Source organism: Pseudoalteromonas sp. MMG010, assembly GCF_018100905.1.
Lineage (GTDB): Bacteria > Pseudomonadota > Gammaproteobacteria > Enterobacterales > Alteromonadaceae > Pseudoalteromonas.
Window position 1 is genome coordinate 23,976 of record NZ_JAGJEG010000017.1, and the last position, 20,129, is coordinate 44,104.

14 protein-coding genes are annotated in these 20,129 nt (G+C 39.3%); 6 read left to right on the top strand and 8 right to left on the bottom strand.

Annotated features, from left to right (window positions below; translation table 11 throughout):
• Positions 1 to 182: 182 nt before the first annotated feature.
• Entirely contained in the window at positions 183 to 3,125 is a 2,943-nt protein-coding gene (locus tag J8L70_RS14570) for a TonB-dependent receptor (protein WP_211056318.1), read from the top strand.
• A 210-nt stretch (positions 3,126 to 3,335) separates the two neighbouring features.
• On the opposite strand, the gene J8L70_RS14575 is transcribed toward J8L70_RS14570, so the two are convergent.
• Positions 3,336 to 3,809, bottom strand: a complete 474-nt coding sequence (locus J8L70_RS14575) for a Dps family protein (protein WP_211056319.1) — start codon at positions 3,807 to 3,809, stop codon at positions 3,336 to 3,338.
• 313 nt (positions 3,810 to 4,122) lie between these two features.
• Between J8L70_RS14575 and J8L70_RS14580 the strand changes: the two genes are divergently transcribed.
• A complete protein-coding gene (locus J8L70_RS14580; protein WP_211056320.1) occupies positions 4,123 to 4,332 on the top strand; it encodes a hypothetical protein in 210 nt (69 codons plus the stop codon).
• Here J8L70_RS14580 and J8L70_RS14585 read toward each other — a convergent pair.
• Together J8L70_RS14585 and J8L70_RS14590 are read right to left on the bottom strand one after the other, a co-directional pair.
• Positions 4,329 to 4,934: an alpha/beta fold hydrolase gene (locus J8L70_RS14585; protein ID WP_211056321.1), complete on the bottom strand. Its 606-nt coding sequence runs from the start codon at positions 4,932 to 4,934 to the stop codon at positions 4,329 to 4,331. The two genes, J8L70_RS14580 and J8L70_RS14585, sit on opposite strands and share 4 nt — an antisense overlap.
• 19 nt (positions 4,935 to 4,953) lie before the next feature.
• A complete protein-coding gene (locus J8L70_RS14590; RefSeq protein WP_211056322.1) occupies positions 4,954 to 5,490 on the bottom strand; it encodes a YaeQ family protein in 537 nt (178 codons plus the stop codon).
• A 204-nt stretch (positions 5,491 to 5,694) separates the two neighbouring features.
• On the opposite strand from J8L70_RS14590, the gene J8L70_RS14595 reads away from it, so the two are divergent.
• Positions 5,695 to 6,774 (top strand): endonuclease/exonuclease/phosphatase family protein, encoded by a 1,080-nt coding sequence (locus J8L70_RS14595; RefSeq protein ID WP_211056323.1) that lies wholly within the window; start codon positions 5,695 to 5,697, stop codon positions 6,772 to 6,774.
• Here the strand turns inward: J8L70_RS14595 and J8L70_RS14600 are convergent.
• On the bottom strand, positions 6,771 to 7,646 hold the full coding sequence (locus tag J8L70_RS14600; protein WP_211056324.1) for a DMT family transporter: 876 nt from the start codon (positions 7,644 to 7,646) through the stop codon (positions 6,771 to 6,773). The two genes, J8L70_RS14595 and J8L70_RS14600, sit on opposite strands and share 4 nt — an antisense overlap.
• Positions 7,647 to 7,886: 240 nt before the next feature.
• On the opposite strand from J8L70_RS14600, the gene J8L70_RS14605 reads away from it, so the two are divergent.
• The 3 genes from J8L70_RS14605 to fusA all read left to right on the top strand — a co-directional run bounded on the left by J8L70_RS14605 (position 7,887) and on the right by fusA (position 12,130).
• Positions 7,887 to 8,270 (top strand): MAPEG family protein, encoded by a 384-nt coding sequence (locus J8L70_RS14605; RefSeq protein ID WP_211056325.1) that lies wholly within the window; start codon positions 7,887 to 7,889, stop codon positions 8,268 to 8,270.
• 199 nt (positions 8,271 to 8,469) lie between these two features.
• A complete protein-coding gene (gene ylqF, locus J8L70_RS14610; protein WP_211056326.1) occupies positions 8,470 to 9,423 on the top strand; it encodes a ribosome biogenesis GTPase YlqF in 954 nt (317 codons plus the stop codon).
• A 622-nt stretch (positions 9,424 to 10,045) separates the two neighbouring features.
• Entirely contained in the window at positions 10,046 to 12,130 is a 2,085-nt protein-coding gene (gene fusA / locus J8L70_RS14615) for an elongation factor G (RefSeq protein ID WP_211056327.1), read from the top strand.
• A gap of 325 nt (positions 12,131 to 12,455) precedes the next feature.
• On the opposite strand, the gene mdoH is transcribed toward fusA, so the two are convergent.
• From mdoH to hemB, 4 genes are all read right to left on the bottom strand, one after another.
• A complete protein-coding gene (gene mdoH / locus J8L70_RS14620; RefSeq protein ID WP_211056328.1) occupies positions 12,456 to 14,417 on the bottom strand; it encodes a glucans biosynthesis glucosyltransferase MdoH in 1,962 nt (653 codons plus the stop codon).
• Positions 14,389 to 16,008, bottom strand: a complete 1,620-nt coding sequence (locus J8L70_RS14625; RefSeq protein WP_211056329.1) for a glucan biosynthesis protein G — start codon at positions 16,006 to 16,008, stop codon at positions 14,389 to 14,391. Before J8L70_RS14625 ends, mdoH begins: the two co-directional genes overlap by 29 nt.
• A gap of 177 nt (positions 16,009 to 16,185) precedes the next feature.
• Positions 16,186 to 18,915 (bottom strand): ExeM/NucH family extracellular endonuclease, encoded by a 2,730-nt coding sequence (locus tag J8L70_RS14630; protein ID WP_211056330.1) that lies wholly within the window; start codon positions 18,913 to 18,915, stop codon positions 16,186 to 16,188.
• 198 nt (positions 18,916 to 19,113) lie between these two features.
• Positions 19,114 to 20,124 (bottom strand): porphobilinogen synthase, encoded by a 1,011-nt coding sequence (gene hemB / locus J8L70_RS14635; protein WP_211056331.1) that lies wholly within the window; start codon positions 20,122 to 20,124, stop codon positions 19,114 to 19,116.
• Between the last annotated feature and the right edge of the window lie 5 nt (positions 20,125 to 20,129).

The following is a 20,129-nucleotide window of genomic DNA, read 5'->3' on the forward strand; positions in this document are numbered from 1 at the left end:
GTTAAAAATTTTTAAGTTTTTAAAAAAATAGTTGTGACATGTAGTTTTGTCCCACCAAACAGCCTCCTTACACCTACGAGCCTGCCTGTGAACCAATGTGTATAGAGTATTAACAAAAACCCTATTAATGTCGTTTTGTTGTAACTGTTTAGTTACAAAAAATAACAATTCAGGGGAATTTCATGAAAACAACAAATATAAAACAGGCAAAACTGTTTAGAAAGTCAACATTGACTCTTGCTCTTGGTAGCGCATTACTGGCTGGTACATCGTTTCACAGTGTTGCGGCCGAAGAGGACGAAATTGAGAAAATAGAACGAGTACAGGTTACTGGTTCACGTATTCGCTCTGCTGAAGCGATGTCATCTGCACCGATTCAGGTAGTAAGTAGTGCAGCAATTGATGCTTCTGGTTCATTAAATATCCAAGATTTATTACTTGAGAATCCAGCATTTGGTTCGCCAGCTATTAGTCGTACTAACTCAAACTTCAATACGGCTAGTGCGGGTGCTGCAACCGTAGATTTACGTAACTTGGGTTCAAATCGTACTTTGGTATTGGTTAATGGTCGTCGTTATGTGTCAGGGATACCTGGTAGCTCTGCAGTAGATTTAAATACAATCCCTAGCCAATTTATTGAGCGTGTAGAGATAATGACAGGGGGAGCATCATCAGTATATGGCTCTGATGCGGTTGCAGGTGTTGTAAACTTTGTGCTTAAAGATGATTTTGAAGGCGTTGAGTTTGAAGGCCAGTATGGTGAGTCAAGCGAAGGTGATGATGAGTCTCGTCAGTTCTCTTTCACATCAGGTTTATCTAGCTCTGATGGTAAAGGCCACGCTATGTTCCACCTTGGTTATTCAGATCAAGGCGCTGTTTATTCACGTGATCGTGAGCGTTCAGAGGTTGATATATTATCAGGTATTTACTTTGAAGAAGATCCTGCTGCAAATCCAGACTCTATTTTTGATGCAGTAAGTCCATTCTTATCTTCATTCCCGCCACAAGGTCGCTTTAGTGCAGGAGATACCACATTTACCTACGATGGTAACAATAACCTACAAGATAGTTTTAGCACGAATGGTGGTGATGGTGTAGAAGCAAATGGCTTTAACCGTAATGGCGTACGTACAATTGCTATTCCAACTGAGCGTTACTTATTTGCTTCAAACGGTCGTTATGAATTAAATGACAAACATAGTTTCTTTTACGAGGGAACTTATGCAGCAACGACGACAGTGTCTGAGTTAGAGCCTTTCCCTTTTGCTTCTGATGATATCTATGCAAATGGTCAAGTACCTATTGAGTTTGATGTTAACGGTGAAATTTTAAGAAGTGCATATGTACCAGATGATATCTACAACGCAGCCACCGATACCGATGGTGATGGTTTGCGTGATATCTTTTTTGCAAAACGCCTGAGTGATATAGGTAATCGTGGTGCACGAGCAGAGCGTGATACTTTCCGTTTTGCGCTAGGTTTACAAGGTGAAGTAGGTAATGGTTGGTTTTACGACACTTACTATGTGTATGGTAAAACAAAAGAGTCACAAGTATCAGGCGGTTTAGTTAATGTACAAAGTTTCCGCCAAGGCTTAGAGTCAGTGATCGATTCACAAGATTTAGATGGCGATGGTATTACCGACGAAGCAATTTGTATTGATGCAACAGCACGAGGCTTTAATTGTGCTCCAGTAGATATATACGGGTTTAATTCACTTTCGCAAGATGCTATCGACTTTGTAACTGCACCAAGTATGCTGTCAACTTCAGTAGAGCAAGAAATTATTGGTGGTAATATTTCTGGCGATTTATTTGAATTACCAGCAGGTATGGTAGGTATTGCTACAGGCTTTGAGTACCGCGAAGAGTATTCTCGTAGTGAGTTTGATGCATTACAACAAGCGGGCTTAAATGCTGGTAACGCAATTCCAGCAACAGAAGGTTCGTTTGATGTAACAGAGTTTTATGTTGAAGCTAATATTCCTATTCTTGAAACTGTAACCATGAATGCGGCATTACGTTTATCAGACTATTCAACTGTGGGCAGTACTGAAAGTTGGAATGTAGGTGTTGATTGGGAAGTAATGGATAGCTTACGTATACGTGCCACGCGAGCTCGCTCTACTCGTGCTCCTAATATTGATGAGTTGTTTTCACCACCTTCACAAACGTTCCCAAGTGGTTTAACCGATCCATGTTTAGGTGTTGAAAATAGTGGTGGTGGAGCTACTGGTGATGCATGTCGTTTAGACTCTGGCGTCAGTAATAACATTGCAAGTAATGGTGAATTCACATTAAATCAATCTGATATTCAAGGTATTAGTGGCTTTAACCGTGGTAACCCAGACTTAAAAGAAGAAGTTGGTGACTCTGTGACTGTCGGTGTTGTATTTACACCTGAATCACTTATTTCAGGTCTTGATATTACATTAGATTATTTTGATATTGAAGTGACAGATGCCATTGTAGCAACTCCACGTCAGTTCATTTTAGATCAGTGTTATGGCGGTGGCGACGATAGTTTCTGTAGTTTTATTACGCGCCGTGATAGTGCTTCAGGTAATAATAGTGCTGGCTCGTTAGAGTTTATCGATAGTGGTGTATCAAACAGTGGTGGTTTAGGTACAGAAGGTATTGATTTAACATTAACTTATGCAGCCGATATTGGTCCAGGTGCATTTAGAACACGCTTAGCCTATACCTATTTAATGGACGGTTATTCAATTCCATTACCGGGTGCTGATAAAGATGAGTTTGCTGGCGAAATTGGTGCTTCAGAACATAAAGCGAACTGGAACTTTGGCTATAAACTAGATGATTTTGATTTTAACTGGAGCTTAACTTACATCGGTGAAGCAGACTTTGATGATCAATTCTTAAGTGGCTTTGGCATTGCTCCAGGTGGCGTTGGTATTGGTTCTGTAACTTACCATGATGCACAAGCAAGTTATCATATTAATGACTCAGTAGAACTATACGCTGGTGCAAATAATATCTTTGATAAAGAGCCTCCACGTATACTGTCGGGTGTAACTGGTTCTAGTACGGGTGTTGAAACTGATGCTGGTACATACGATGCAATCGGGCGCACTTTCTATGTTGGTTTTAGAAGTAAGTTCTAAATTCACAATGTAAATTCGTTATTAATACAAAAGCCCCTAAATGGGGCTTTTTTTAGTATAAATGCCTTTTAAACCTAAAAATATGCCAGTTATAACTCAGACATTTATTTAGTAATAAAATTAATTAATATAAAGAAGTCACTTAATTATTTAAGTGATTCTCCCATTAATTAGCCCTCGTTGAGGGCAATTATATTAACCGCTTACAGATTAATCTAAGTAAGCTTTTAACATCCAAATTAGTTTTTCTTGCTCAGAAATGTAGTCGCCCATTAATGAAGCCGTACCTTCATCGTCAGCTTCACTTGCTTGGCTTAAAATCTCACGCTGCATTTTTATTAAGGTGCTGTAACCTGCAAGTAGGTTTTCTACAGCAGCCGTGCCATCACTAATGTTTTTTGCTTCGGCGATATTACTTACTTTTAAGTAATCTGAAAAGCCATGTAGCGGTGCGCCATCAAGGGTTAAAATTCGCTCAGCGACTTCATCTACCTTTAACAATAATGAGTTATAAATTTCTTCAAATTTAACGTGTAGCTCAAAAAAGTTACGGCCTTTAATATTCCAATGAAAACCACGAGCATTCATATATTGAATTTGGTAGCTACTTAATAAAGTATTGAGTGAGTTAATGATCCCTTCGCTTTTTTCGCTGTTTAAACCAATTGCATTTACTTGTGACATCGTTTTCTCCATAACTGTGTAATAGTGAACTGCTAATAAGTATGTATTAAATAACTAAATTAATAAAATTGTTTAATTTTATTAGGTTGATAGTTTAAATCTATCGCTAGTGTTTTTACTTGTCTATTTTAAAGAGATGGGGGTGATGTCTATATTTTCTACCCATAACGTAAAATATATTTTGTATGAATTATGATCTAAATCAGGTTTTTATTGTGTGAGCGAAATAGCTATTTTATTTATTGATTTGTATCAAATTGCTCGCTGTTTATAAGCGCATACTGGCTATGTATTCACTTTTAGGAGAATGAAAATGCAAGCAAAAACAGTAAAGCAAAGTAAAGCCGAAATCATCGTAGTAGGAATTGCGTTGTTAGCTTTTGTACTTGGGTTGGTTGCTCATTTAGCTGGGGCAAGTTTTGCGAATTCAGATACTTTTGGTTATATTGCTGCGCCTATCCCATTTATATTAGGGGCTATCTTTTTAATTGCTTATAAAATAGCAGCCGCGGCTGAAGATTAATTGTTATCGTTAAGGCATTTAATAATGTAGTCGACGACTTGGCGGGAGTAAATCATACTGGTGTGGCTTAAGTGAAATACTTTGTGTTCTGCCATGCCTTTTAGCTTAGTTTCATCAAGTAATACCGTGCCATCTGATTGACTACCTTTAACTAATAACGGCATTAGTCCAATAGGTAAATCACCTGCAACACTGTAAAGTTTGGCATTAAAAGGCCAATCTAAATTTTTAGATAATAAAAATTCGACACTATTTTTTAAAAATGCTTCAAACCCTTTTTGTTGCATTTGGGCAGCAATATGGCTGCCTTGATGAGGGGTGCCCAAAGTAATGACTTTTTTAACATGGGCGCTGGTGGACGAATTTGCTTCTAAATAAGCACGGGCAATTAATCCACCCATAGAGTGACACACCAGTGCTGTTGGTTCTTCAGCAATAAGCTCATCTATTTGAGTGAAAATGGTATCGCGTTTGGGGTCAAGGGTATTATAACTTAGGTTTGAAACACGCACGCCGCTTTGCTCTAAACGCGAACATAATGGGCGCATTACAAACCCCGACATATATAACCCATGTAAAACAATAATGTTTTTAATAGCCACCTGACCCCCTAACGAGTAATTACATGAGTTGTTGAGGCTTAACCTCAATATTTGCTGCTTCGGTATTTACCCATACATCCCCATCTTGAATGGTAATGGTGAGTTTGATATTTCTATCGGCCAAGTTTGCCAATGCCTGCGTGGCTGCAAAGTCTAAACTAAAAATAGATAAGTTTTTAAAGTCGTATAATTTGGGTTGATGTTTTTGCCACCAAATTGCTTGGTTATTTTCGCCGTAGGTATACAAGATGACTTTTTTAGCCTTATTACAGGCTTTTTTAAGGCGCTTTTCATCAGGTAGGCCCAGTTCAACCCAAAGCTCAATTTCTTCGCTGTAATTAACATGCCACACCTCGGGTTCATCATCGGCACTTAAGCCTTTAGTAAACTCTAGCCCTTCGCAGTAATTTAACGCGTATGCTAACAGCCTTACCATTAAACGTTGTTCTGTTTCAGAAGGGTGCTGCGCTAAGGTAAGGTTTAAATCTTGATAGACATGGCGATCCATATCGCTTAACGATAATTGCGCTTTAATAATGGTTGATTTGAGGGCCATAAGTACTTATTAAAAAAAATTTTTCCTAGTATACCGCAATATTATGAATCACTTATTAAAAAGCGAAAATTTAGCCACTCTATAAATAGGTACATTGTTGTAAATAACATAAACTCATTAAATCTAGGTTAATAAATACTGTGGCAAGTTAAAGTATGTACCTAGTAACGATTTTTTTTTTCGAATAATAAAAAAGGAATACATGTGCTTATCGCCATATTATTAGTAAGTAGTGTTTTACTTATTGTTAGTTTACTGCCGTTGTCATATAGCCAGCACTATTTGGTAAGAAGTTGCGACTTTATTCGCTTACAAGTGGTTTATGGAGCGCTATTTTGCCTTGCTGCATTACTTATTTATACTTTTTTTATAGCATTATCACCTTGGGTATATGCAGCGCTGGTTATAAATTTAATTACAGTGGCACTGCAAAGTGTATGGATTTACCCTTACACCCTTTTTGCCCCGCACGAAGTAAAAGCCAGTAACACCAAAGCAAAAAGTGGCTTACGTATTATGAGTGCCAATGTTTTAATGTCTAACCACAACAGCGACGCACTAATCAATTTGGTAAAAAAGCATCAGCCCGACTTATTGGTTACGTTAGAAAGCGACGCATGGTGGCAAACACAAATGAGCGTACTGCATAATGATTACCCATACCGTATTAGCTGCCCGAAGGATAACCGTTACGGCATGCATATTTACAGTAAACTTAAAATTAATGAATATAAAATATGTGAGTTAGTAACGAAGGACGTACCTTCAATACACATGTTATTTGAAAGCCCTAATGGAATTGAAATGCAAGGGCACTTTATACACCCCGAGCCACCTAGTCCAACCGAAAAAGACACTTCAAGGCCGCGCGATAGTGAGCTAATAATGGTTGCAAAAGCAGTAAAAAATCCGATTAGACCGGTGGTTGTAGTGGGAGATTTAAACGATGTTGCTTGGTCGCGTAGTACACGGCTATTTATGCAGCTAAGTGGCTTTTTAGACCCCCGAAAAGGCCGCGGTTTTTATAATACATTTCATGCCAATTACTTTTTTATGCGTTGGCCGCTTGATCACTTGTTCCATAGTTCAGGGTTTAGCGTTGCAAGTATAAAACGCTTGGCTAAATATGGTTCTGACCATTTTGCGTTACTCACTGAGCTGGTTTATGAGCAAGCCGATCAACAATCACATCTTAATAAAGATAAGAGAACGGCAAAGGTAGCCGAAACACTTAAAAAAGATGACGTAGATAAAAGCCAAGTCCCTACCTTTACTAATCGTTAAGGTAGCATCACTAAAATAGCGGCAATGGCAATAAGCACTAAACCGAGTGAGTCTTGCTTTTTGAGTGGCTGTTTAAGCCATAACACAGCAATTAACATAGTAAAAAAAACTTCTATCTGACCCAGAGTTTTAACATAAGCGACATGCTGTAAGCTCATTGCACTAAACCAACCAATAGAGCCAACACAACTAAAAAAACTAATCGCAGACGTTATACCTTTAAATTGCCATAGTTTTTTTATTGTGTGTGGTTCTTTAAATAGTAAATAAGTAAGCAAAATAACAGACTGAAAAGCAATAACAAATAACAGTACCCACGCCGCAGAATGTGGAAAGATTAAGCCCGAATTTAAACTTGCCTCACGTACCCACAATGACGTTAAAGCAAAGCAACTACCACACGCCAAGCCCAAAAGTGCTGTTTTACCATCAAATTGCTTAACGCTTGTGATCCCGCTAAGTAATAACACCGCGATACCACCTAAAAATACCCCCAGCCAGCCTAAAAAGGTCAGCGCCGAACCAAAAAACAGCACGCCTAAAATAGCGGCGACTAAAGCTTCGCTTTTAGCCAGCCCTGCACCAATAGCATAATTGTTCATTTTAAAGAGCTTAACCATTAATCCAGTTGCCAAAATTTGCATCACACTCGCGCCGACAATATATCCCCAAAAGGCAGTGTTAAAACTAGGTGTAGTGGTGGGCTGATATTGGTAAAGTCCATATAGATAAAGAGCCGCTAATGGGCTGGCAACAATAAAGCGTGAAAGAGTGACCCCCGCAACACTAACATCACCACTTAGCTTGCTTTGTAAAGCATTGCGCCAGGCTTGCATAAAAGCAGCCAAAAATGTGAATAAAATCCATGCCATAACAATATCTTAAAAAATAAATTTATGCACCAAATCTAGCAAGCAACGCGCAGTATAGCCAGTGTTTAATACCGAGGGTTACCGTTATAAGCTGCGACAATTTGTCACATTTTAAAACGGTGCTGGGTTGCTATTATAAAGACGATGTTATTGTGAGCCGCCAATAATAGTCATAAATTAATTTGGCGGCTTTTTTATTTATGTTTATGATAAGCACTTCACACATTAATAGAGAACACCATGACAACATTAGTAATATGTGCGCTGATGGCCGTACTTATGCCTTATTTCGCCAAAGTGCCCGTTGCCATTGCCATGAGCAAGCTAGGCGGCTACGACAATAAACACCCCAGAGCACAACAAGCAAAACTAACCGGCATGGGCGCACGTGCACTGGCGGCACATCAAAATTGTTTTGAATCACTCGCTGTATTTGCCATTGCCCTAGGAGTCGTTTTTGGTACTCATTCTGTAGGAGCTCTCACCGAAACTCTCGCCGTTACTCACATCGTATCGCGTATTTTATACTGCACTTTTTATTACATGAATCTCGACATTTTACGTTCATTAGTGTGGTTTATAGGTTTAGGCACCGCAATAGCCATGATAGTAGTGAGCTTGTAATTGTTGCTAAGGGAGTATTTATAGCCGATAAAGTGAAGATAAGACTTAACGCTCTAAATCATAGGCATTTACGATAAATTTAATTCATTTTGTAGTAAACTCCCTTTATAAACGAAATGTACGACAAGCATGCTTTGCTTTGAGTACCCCCATCAGTACCCATGGCCTACGGCCTGAAATTAAAGGTCATAAAAATCAAATGAGTAGAGCAGGAATACAGTGGTTCCCTGGGCATATGAATAAAGCCCGTAATGAAATTAAAGAAATCATGCCGCAAATGGATGTGATTATTGAAGTGCTTGATGCGCGTATTCCTTACAGCAGCGAGAACCCGATGGTGGCGACGTTGCGTGAAGGTAAGCCGGTCATCAAAATTTTAAATAAGGCAGACTTAGCTGACCCTAAAATGACCCAGCAATGGAAAGCATACTTTGAACAAGAAAGTGGTGTGAAGGCGATTGCATTTGGTAATGATAAAGCGGGTCAGGTTCATAGTATTAATGAGTTATGTAAAAAATTAGTGCCGCATAAGGTGGGGGCTGATAAGCAAATAAAAGCCATGATTATGGGTATTCCAAACGTGGGTAAGTCGACTTTAATTAATACCTTAGCAGGGCGCATTGTAGCCAAAACCGGTAATGAGCCGGCGGTAACAAAAGCGCAGCAGCGTATTAAGCTTGAAGACGGCATTATGCTTTACGATACTCCGGGCATGTTATGGCCTAAGGTTGAAAATGAAAACTCGGGTTATCGTTTAGGTGCGACAGGGGCTATTCGTGATACAGCCCTTGAGTATGAAGAGGTCGCAAGCTATACCGCTGAGTATTTATTGCAGGCGTATCCTGAGCTTTTAAAAGCGCGTTATAAAATTGATGAATTACCACAAAGTGATTGGGAATTTGTTGAAATGGCGGGTAAAAAACGCGGATGTATCCGTGGTGGCAATCAAATTGATACCTACAAGATGTCTGAAATTTTAATTAATGAATTGCGTGACGGTATTATTGGGCGCATTACGATGGAAACGCCACAAATGCGTGAGGAAGAAGAGGTTATGGTTGCAGGTCTTCGTGCTGCTGCTGAAGCTAAAAAAGCGGCTAAAGAAGATGAGAAAAAGCAGCGTAGGGCTCGTGCGCGAAAAAATCGTCGTTAATAGTTTAAATTTACTTATTTTCAGACATAAAAAAAGCCCGAAAGGGCTTTTTTAGTGTCATATCTACCGTCACCGATATGAGCAATGTAGCAAGTAAAATAGTAGGGCGGAAACGCGTTACCAACATCAAGGGGCATTGCGGTTAATAACACGTTACCATAGCTGTTAACGTGCGCTACACGTTGTTTCAGGGTCGAGAAACAATGATTCATTCCGTCACAAGTGGGTATGCATTCCCGTCTTGTTGATATTGATTATCAGTTAGATTTAAGTGTCTGTCAACACTTAAATGCAAATAATTCTTATTTTACTTTGTTTGTTTTTTCTTCATTCCTTGATTTGTGTTGTTGAAAACATAAACAAAGCCGCCGCTGTATTAAAATCAACCACCTTACTCATGCTGTCATTTTTTAATTGATTTATTTAACCACAGTAAAGTACATCTGAATTGTGGCTTATATTGAGCAACTAACTGTAATCACTCATATTAAGTACAGGTTTAAGCTTGAGATATAACTTTTTTTGAATTGATTGCATTTTAAGCGACTTGTATGGTGATGTTTGTCTTAAGTAATGCTATACTCCCGCCGAATAATTTTTCGACTTTATTAAGAGTAAAATAATGGCAGATTTATCGAAGTACAGAAACATTGGTATTTTCGCGCACGTTGATGCGGGTAAAACCACTACTACTGAGCGTATCCTGAAGCTTACAGGTACTATCCACAAAACAGGTGAGGTTCATGATGGTGAATCTACTACCGATTTCATGGATCAAGAAGCTGAGCGCGGTATTACTATCCAGTCTGCGGCAGTAAGCTGTTTCTGGAAAGATCACCGCTTTAACGTTATCGATACTCCTGGACACGTTGACTTCACTGTTGAAGTTTACCGTTCACTTAAAGTATTAGATGGCGGTGTTGGTGTATTCTGTGGTTCTGGTGGTGTTGAGCCACAATCAGAAACTAACTGGCGCTACGCTAACGAATCAGAAGTTGCACGTATCATCTTCGTAAACAAATTAGACCGTATGGGTGCTGATTTTTACCGTGTAACTGAGCAAGTACGTAAAGTACTTGGTGCAGTACCATTAATCATGACTTTACCAATCGGTATAGAAGATGATTTTGTTGGTGTTGTTGATGTTTTAACTAAACAAGCATACGTTTGGGATGACACTGGTCTTCCTGAAAACTACGAAATCACAGACGTTCCTGCAGACATGGTAGACAAAGTTGATGAGTACCATGAAATGCTTATCGAAACTGCTGTAGAGCAAGACGATGATCTAATGGAAGCTTACATGGAAGGTGAAGTACCTTCTGTTGAAGATATCAAACGTTGTATCCGTAAAGGTACTCGTGACCTTGCTTTCTTCCCTACTTTCTGTGGTTCAGCATTCAAAAACAAAGGTGTTCAATTAGTACTTGACGCTGTTGTTGATTACTTACCATCTCCTACAGAAGTTGATCCTCAACCTCTTATGGATGAAGAAGGTAACGAAACTGGTAGCCATGCGATTGTATCTGCTGACGAAACATTTAAAGCGTTAGCATTTAAGATCATGGATGACCGTTTTGGTGCATTAACATTCGTACGTATTTACTCAGGTAAACTAAACAAGGGTGATACTATCCTTAACTCGTTTACTGGTAAAACTGAGCGTGTTGGCCGTATGGTTGAGATGCAAGCCGATGAGCGTAAAGAGTTAACTAGCGCACAAGCTGGTGACATCATCGCTATCGTAGGTATGAAAAACGTACAAACTGGTCACACTCTATGTGATCCTAAAGACCCAGTTACACTTGAGCCAATGGTATTCCCAACTCCAGTAATCTCGATTGCTGTACAGCCTAAAGATAAAGGCGGTAATGAGAAAATGGGTGTTGCTATCGGTAAAATGGTTGCAGAAGATCCATCTTTCCAAGTTGAGACTGATGAAGATTCAGGCGAAACTATCCTTAAAGGTATGGGTGAGCTTCACTTAGATATCAAAGTAGATATCCTTAAGCGTACTTACGGCGTAGACCTTGTTGTTGGTCAACCACAGGTTGCTTACCGTGAAACTATCACTCGTGAAATCGAAGATAGCTACACGCATAAGAAACAATCTGGTGGTTCTGGTCAGTTCGGTAAAATTGATTACCGCATCAAGCCTGGTGAGCCTAACTCAGGTTTCACGTTCACTTCATCAGTTGTTGGTGGTAACGTACCTAAAGAATTCTGGCCTGCAGTTGAGAAAGGCTTTAAGTCAATGATGACTGAAGGTGTTCTTGCTGGCTTCCCAGTACTTGACGTAGAAGTAGAACTTTACGATGGTGGCTTCCACGCCGTGGATTCATCTGCAATTGCATTCGAAATCGCTGCTAAAGGCGCTTTCCGTCAATCGATCCCTAAAGCAGGCGCACAACTTCTTGAGCCAATCATGAAAGTTGACGTGTTCACGCCAGAAGATCATGTTGGTGATGTAATCGGTGACCTTAACCGTCGTCGTGGTATGTTAAGTGACCAAGAAGCTGGTTTAACAGGTGTTCGTATTAAAGCAGACGTTCCGTTATCAGAAATGTTTGGTTACATCGGTTCTCTACGTACAATGACATCAGGTCGTGGTCAGTTCTCTATGGAGTTCTCTCACTACTCAGCATGTCCACAAAACGTAGCTGACACTGTAATTGCTGCAGAAAAAGAGAAAAAAGCAGCTAAGTAATTAGCTCTTAAACTCTTTAAAAAAACCCGCACTTGTTGCGGGTTTTTTATTGCTTAAAATTTAGTTTAAGCTGAGCTTGTAAGGTTATGGTTATGGTTAGAGCTTTAAAGCGTTGTGTGTGGCTACTCAGAATGAATATTGAAAAGTTAAATCATCGTAAATTAGAGGGGAACTTCTTATTTTTATACGGTGTGATGCAATCTTAAAGCCGCTTATTTAATCATATACAGAGTGAAGCATGATTTATATACTATGAGTATTTAACGCTTTTGGCTGTATTGTTAAAAGCCAAAAAAAAGGGAGTAACTAAGTTACTCCCTTTTATTTATGCAAATTTTTTACTTAGTCTTTTTTTTATCTTGGCCTTAAATCTTAATGTACTTTGTTTATTAAATGATTGTATTTTCATAACCACAGGCGTGTCTGTAGGAAGTACAGGGATCGTTAGCTGTGCATTATTTACAGGTACTTCAATTGTTGCCAAGTGATGTTTTAAATCGGTTAGTACTTTGTCGTTATCAACTTCGCTTGGACAAATAAATAACCCTACCTTTTTACAAAATAAGCCAAGCTCTATACTGCTAGAATAACGTACTAAAGGAGCGGCTAGTAATAACCCTAATAAAATAGGCGATAACCACCAAAAAAATGTCGGGGTAAAGTAATACGTGCCGGCTCCCCACAATATGGCTACCACAGTTGAAAACAGTGTGTAACTAAAAGCTTCGCGCCATGCGACCATACGCCCTTCACGGGGCTGTGCATCCCACGATACTTTTTTACCTAAGAATACGCATATTACAAAATAAGCATGAAAAACCATCATAAGTGGCGCTACTATAATAGCGAAAACAGTTTCGATAATAGAGCCTGCTATTAACTTTAATGTGCCACCAAAGCGTTTATTTCTATGTACTAGCGTAACGATAATACCCATTAGTTTAGGAACAAGTAATATGATAATAGTTAAATATAATAGCGAGTCGATTAAGTCGGTTTTAGCTATTTGCCAAGTAGGAAATAATTGATAAACGCGGTTAAAGTAAACATCGCTATTTAGGGCTCGAGTGACAGCATCTATAGTGCTTAAAGCAAGCATTGAAAGCCAAATTAATGATGAAATGTAGGCGGTTGCGCCTAATAAAAAATGAAACTTGCTCATTAACTTCAATTTAGTCGAGCCAAGTAGACCTAAGTGTTGAATATTACCTTGTACCCAGCGTCTATCACGAATTGCGTAGTCTAATATATTGCTCGGGACTTCTTCGTAACTGCCTTCAATGTCGCTTAATAGTAGTACATCCCAGCCTGCACTATGTAGTAACGAGGCTTCAACAAAGTCGTGACTTAATATATCACCACCAAAAGGTGCTTTTCCTTTCAGTGTTGGAAGCCCACAGCAGTTAATAAAGGCATCAACTCTAATAATGGCATTGTGACCCCAATAGTTTGCTTTATCGGTTTGCCAAAAAGCTGAGCCAGTCGCTAACATTGGGCTGTAAAGTACAGAGGCAAATTGTAAAAAACGACCAAAAAATGTTTCTTGGCGTACAGGAATCGGGATCGTTTGAATTAAACCTGCTTGAGGGTTAGCTTGCATACTGCTGGTGAGTTCTAACATGCATTTACCGGTCATGACACTATCTGCATCAAGTACAATCATGTGGTCGTACTGACTGCCCCAGCGTTCACAAAATTCAGTTAAGTTACCCACTTTTCTATGCTTGTTATCTTCACGGCGACGATAAAAAACATGTTTAGCTGTATCACCTAAACGCTCACACAATGCATGCCAAGCGCTTAACTCATTTTTTGCTATGGTTGTGTCTTGTGTATCGCTTAGTAAGTAAAAGTCAAAGTGTTCGAGCTCACCGGTTTCTTTTAATGATTGCAGGCTCACTTCAAAACCCGCAATAACACGGTGAGTATCTTCGTTATAAATAGGCATAACCACAGCTGTTTTTTGTTTTTTTAATGCTGCGTTATCTATTTTAATTGGTTTTATACGCTTTAACGTGAGTGGATCAATGCGCAATAGCTGTAATACAAAACCAATCGCGCCACTGCAAAATGCCGTAACAATCCACGCAAAGGTGATTGAAAACAATACAAGCAAGGCAGACTCAAGTAACGTTAAGCCATTTGAGCTTAAAATTTCGAACATTATTGATATGCCATAACCTGAAATGGTTAAAGCCGTAATGGCGAATAACCATACTCTTAATGTTTTAAAAGGCATCGGAGTTCCTTTTCCTTTATTACTTGATGTCATTTGGGTACCAAACATAACTCCATACCTCGCTAATTTCTTTATTACGTAACTTTAATGATAAACGCATATCTACCGGTTGATCATCTTGAGGGGCTATTTTAAATGCCACACGCCAGCCTAAATTGTTTGGCAGTTTTTGTACTGTAATATCTCTAACTTCACCTGTTGAAAGTTGTATATCTGCATTTAAATCAAGCATTTTTGATAATGAATTAATATCTGCACCAGAAAAATCAACAGTAAATTGGCGGTGACTCTCTGGTGGCGGATTATCTTCACCCGGCAGTGCGGCACTGCCAATACGTGTTCTTAATACACGCGCTTTTTGGTGTTGTGCTAAAAATGCATTAAACGTACTCATTTTATAACTAAGCTTAAGTGAGTCACCTGCTTTAAGTTGTTTTTCTGGTACCCAGTAGCTCACAATATTATCGTTTGTTTCGGTATCTGTTGGTATTTCTACCAGTTCTACTCGGCCATTGCCCCATTCGCCTTGCGGTTCAATCCATAAACTTGGACGTGCATGATAATGTGCTTCGGTATCAAGGTAGTTATTGAAATCGCGATCGCGCTGCGCTAAACCAAACCCTTTTGGGTTGTGGTACGAAAATGAGGTTACACTCAGTTGTGTGGGATTATTTAATGGGCGCCATACCCATTTGTTATCCTCTGATTGCGTTAATAAACCATCGGAGTCGTGTACTTCTGGTCGGTAATCGTCAAAAAACTTAGTGCTGTTTTCACCGTGATAAAACATACTCGTTAGAGGGGCTACGCCTAGTTTATTAATATCTTTACGGGCAAATACTTCCATGTCTACATTGACTAAAGTACTGGTTGTTGGATCTATTTTAAATTTGTATGCACCTGTTACAGATGGACTATCTAGTAGCGCAAATAAAGTGATTTCGGTTTGTTCTGGTTGAGGTTTTACTAACCAAAACTCTTTAAATACAGGGAACTCTTCACCTGAGTTTTCTGCAGTATCAATTGCCAGTCCTCGTGCTGATAAGCCATACACTTGTTTTGGGCCGACTACTCGAAAGTAAGATGCGCCTTGGAAAACCATGATTTCGTCTTTGTACTCATTGGTATTCAATGGATAGTGTAGTCTAAATCCGGCATGACCAAGTTGAGTGCCTTCAAGGCTTTTATCTATTTCGTCTTTTAGTGGCGTCGCTGTGCCATCGTACTGATAAAAGTCAGTACTAAAAGGAAGGCGAGTGCGTTTTGCTTGCTCATCAATTGTATTTATTGTGATAGGGGTTTTGTATAAAAAACCAGGGTGGAATAATTGTAATTCGTACAAACCTTGGTCACGCCAAACCGATTTTTCAGTTTTAAAGCGAATAGAGCGGTAATCTTGATAGTCTATATCATTAAGGGTATCTAAGTTTATTTCGGTGGGGGCTTTATACTCTTCAGCCGCTAATTTTTTAGCTCGAGCACTGATCACGCCAAACAAATCACTTTGTTCTATTTTTGCTTCTACTGTATCTGCAATGGCTTCACTGGTGCTTAGTAGTGCAGCAAAAATAATAACTAAGCCTAGTAAAGGTTTACTTTTATTTAGCTTATTTATTAACAGAGGGGTGAGTTGTTTCATGTTATCTCCTTTATATAAAACACAGAGTATTTTTTGTAATACCTGTTACCCACTTTAAATGGCGCGCGAGAGGTATAAATAGTCTATTAACTATAAAGGATGTTTGCTGAAGCTTATCTGAATTTTTATTAATAAAAAAGCCGCGTTTGCGGCTTTTTTCTAATACTTAATGGTTGTTTATTTCTTTTTTAGTCTACGCACTACTGAAAGTGGCGCAAGTAATAAAGATAACCATAGCAATGAACCTGATGAGTCGTTTTCATCATTTGAACGTAAGTTGTTCACTGTTACAACAACGGTTTGTTCTTGCGATAAATTACCTGCACTGTCTTGTGCTTGAACAGTAAAGGTAATGCGATTTTCAAATTCATAGTCAACTTCACCAGCAACTAGCAGTTGGCCTTGGCCGTTAACACTAATGCTATCGGTACCAGAAACAATAAACTTGGTGACAGGAGTTGTATCAGCATCAGGGTCACTAAATACTAATTGACCAATAACAGTACCTACTGCTGAATTTTCATCAACAGAGAAAGTTTGATCGGCATCTACAACCGGTGTTCTGTCTGTAGATTTAATGTCAATAACCACTGGATCATGATCTGATGCACGATATGCACTTTCAGAGTATAAGCTTGCAACTTGAGCATCGGTTTTGTACTCAACGTTATAATCTAAAATAGCAGGTTCATCTGCATTTATATGCCAATCACTTGCAGCAACAACTTTACTAAGCATGCTTTGTGTTGCAACTGCGTGATCTAAACTGCCCAGGCGACCAGAGAAACTGTAAGAATAACCTAAAGTATCGCCATCAATTTCAGCAACGACATTGTGATAACCTTTATCAGCGAATGCTAGAATAGGTTCTTCCATTGCGTAAGCATTCATATCACCAACAAGAATGATATCTTCATCTTCTACGCCAGTAGGGTAGGTATCTAACCAATCTGCGAATGCATTAGCACCTTGCGTTCTGATTTCATTCCAACAACTCTGACCATTACCTAAATCAGCGTTATCACCATCAGCGCTACCACAGCTTTTTGATTTTAGGTGAGCAACAGCCACTGTAAATACTTCTGCACTATCAATTGATTTAAAGCTTTGCGCGATAGGTGCACGGTTACTGTAATCAAAAGGTGACTCGGTTGTTATCGCAGCGGTTCCTATTTCTTCTACTTTATTAGCACGGTAAATAAGTGCAGTCGTGATGTCATCAGTACCAATTTGGTCGACATTAAAATCAACATAAGCATACTCGTTATCACGGTCTTCATCATTTAATGCATCAACTAAGCTAGCAATTGCACTTGAAGAGCCAAAACCATCATTTTCAATTTCCATTAAGCCAACAACGTCAGCTTCAAGTGCTGTAATTGCACTTACAATTTTTGCTTCTTGACGAATAAATTCAGCTTCAGTGCTCGCACCACGGCTTGTTGGGAAGCCATCGCCATTACCGTCACCATTGAAGTAGTTTAAGACATTAAAGCTAGCAACACGTAGGTCTGCATCTTCATGTAATTCAGGTGCATCTTCACGAGGGTTTGTCGCTATAATGCTTGGTGTTTGAGTTGGGTGTAAGCGGTATAATGAGAAACTGTAGCCCATAACACCTGTGATTGAGCTAACGCTATCACCTAAACGTAATGTATTGTATGCATCTAATCCTGGGCTTGGGTATGCGATTACTTCAGGGTTTTGTGTCGTAGAGCCATCATCAACTAAAATTACTTTTTTTAAGTTTTCAGCTTCTACGGCAAGAGCCGCATCACCAGCAACAGCAACTTGAGTCCCTTGGTATAGGCGCTCAGTACCTAGTTCAAACTCACCGTAACGGCCTAGGCCATAGTTATTTGTAACCATTAAAGTTTGATCAAAAGTAACTAACATACCTTCGTATGCTTCTAAATCTGCCACATCTTCTACAGGTAATGAAACGACTGTCGGTGTTACAGTCATAGCTGTACCACATACTGTTACTGCGCTGACATTACTTAACTGAGTTGCATCATAATATTCAGCTGCTTCACCTTTTACGCGAACATAATCACCCACACTGACAACGGTATCGGTATAATAAACAAATATACCTTCAGATGTTGCTGCGTTATCGTCAACGTCTGCTTCTAATGACGTAATGAAGAAGCCATCAAGCCCATCATCACCTTGGAAGCTTGCGGTAACAATACCTTCTACTTCAACTTCAGTGCCCTCTAGTGGATTTGCTCCATCAGCACCTTGAATTGCGCTAATTAATGTTTTTTCAGCTTCACAAGTTAAAACGATTACCGGTTCTGGCTCTGGCTCAGGTTCTGGCTCAGTTGACCCTGAAGCATTGTGAGAACCCAGTCCAGAGAAAGTATCTTGATCAAACTCTTCCCATTCTTCACCAGGAGAAAACTCAGTGGTATATGCAGTACGACCACTGATAACAGATGACTTACGGCGCAGTGTTTTATTTTGAGTTTGCGCGTCATCATCTGACCAAAAAGACCCTGGATCAACACCAAATTGACCAAAGCTGTCTACTACAGCGCCATCTTTGATTAGTAATAAAGCATCATCGCCATTAAAGTTTGTGACTGATGATGTTACATCAGCAATGCTGGTTACATCATCTACTGCACTTGCATTGGCAATTACATAAGTACCATTAGCTTCTAAAGTAACGTCACTTAAATCAAGTGTATTGGTTGGTGAGTCAATTGTATCTTTACCGTTAGAATAAAGAGATATACTGTAGCCAGTTAGATCTAATGCTGCGCTACTGGTGTTATATAGTTCAACTGCTTTATTGTTACCACTACCTTCAATATATTCCGAAATGATAAGGTTAGCAGAGGCTGGTGCACTAAGGCTTGCAAGTACAAGCGCTAGTGGTGTTATTTTTGTTTTTAACATTTTTTTATTATTCCCGTGTTTTTATTCCCCACATGGGGAGTACCAGTGTATGGAAATAACATGACAAAAATAATACTCAATTGTAAATAATTGTAAATGGAGTGTGTTTTTAATTGTTTTTTAGGTTAATTAAATGCTCAACTTACCTATATATTAATAAAATAAGTTAATTAATAAGTAAGGTGAGCATTATAATGCCTATTTTTTACTCAAATAAACTGCGACTTGTTTTGCAAAGTAAGTTAAAATACCATCAGCACCTGCGCGCTTAAAAGCTAGTAATGACTCCATAATTGTAGCCTCTTCAGCAAGCCAACCATTATCAATAGCTGCTTTGTGCATGGCATATTCGCCGCTAACTTGATAAGCAAAAGTCGGTACTCCAAATTCTGTTTTTACTCTGCGTACAATATCTAAATATGGCATACCGGGTTTTACCATTACCATATCAGCGCCTTCTTGCAGGTCTAATGCAATTTCGCGCACTGCTTCGTCCGAATTGGCTGGATCCATTTGGTAATTTTTTTTATCTGCGCCTTTTAAGTTGCCCGCAGAGCCGACAGCATCTCTAAATGGCCCATAATAACTTGATGCATATTTTGCAGAGTAAGCCATAATTCGTGTATGGATATGCCCGTCTGCTTCGAGTGCCTCGCGAATTGCGCCGATTCGTCCATCCATCATATCTGATGGAGCAACAATATCAGCACCCGCTTGTGCGTGAGAGAGTGCTTGTTTCACTAAAATTTCAGTTGTAATGTCATTCATTACATACCCAGTTTCATCGATAATTCCGTCTTGTCCATGGGTAGTAAAAGGGTCTAATGCCACATCGGTGATCACGCCAAGTTCAGGAAAATGTGATTTAAGCTCCCTCACGGTACGTTGAGCTAAACCATCACTGCTGTAAGCTTCTTCGGCATATAAAGATTTTTTATCGCTTGGTGTGACGGGAAAAATAGCAATAGCCGGAACCCCTAAGGCGACCAACTCTTCTGCTTCTTGTAGCAGTAAATCAATAGACAGTCGTTCAATGCCTGGCATTGACTCGATTTTTTCACGGCGGTTATGCCCTTCAAGTACAAATACAGGGTAAATAAGATCGCTCACAGTTAATTGGTTTTCTGCCATTAAGCGCCGAGAAAAGTCATCACGGCGCATTCTGCGCATACGTGTGTATGGGAAAAGATCGAGACCCGATTGAGCCATGTAAA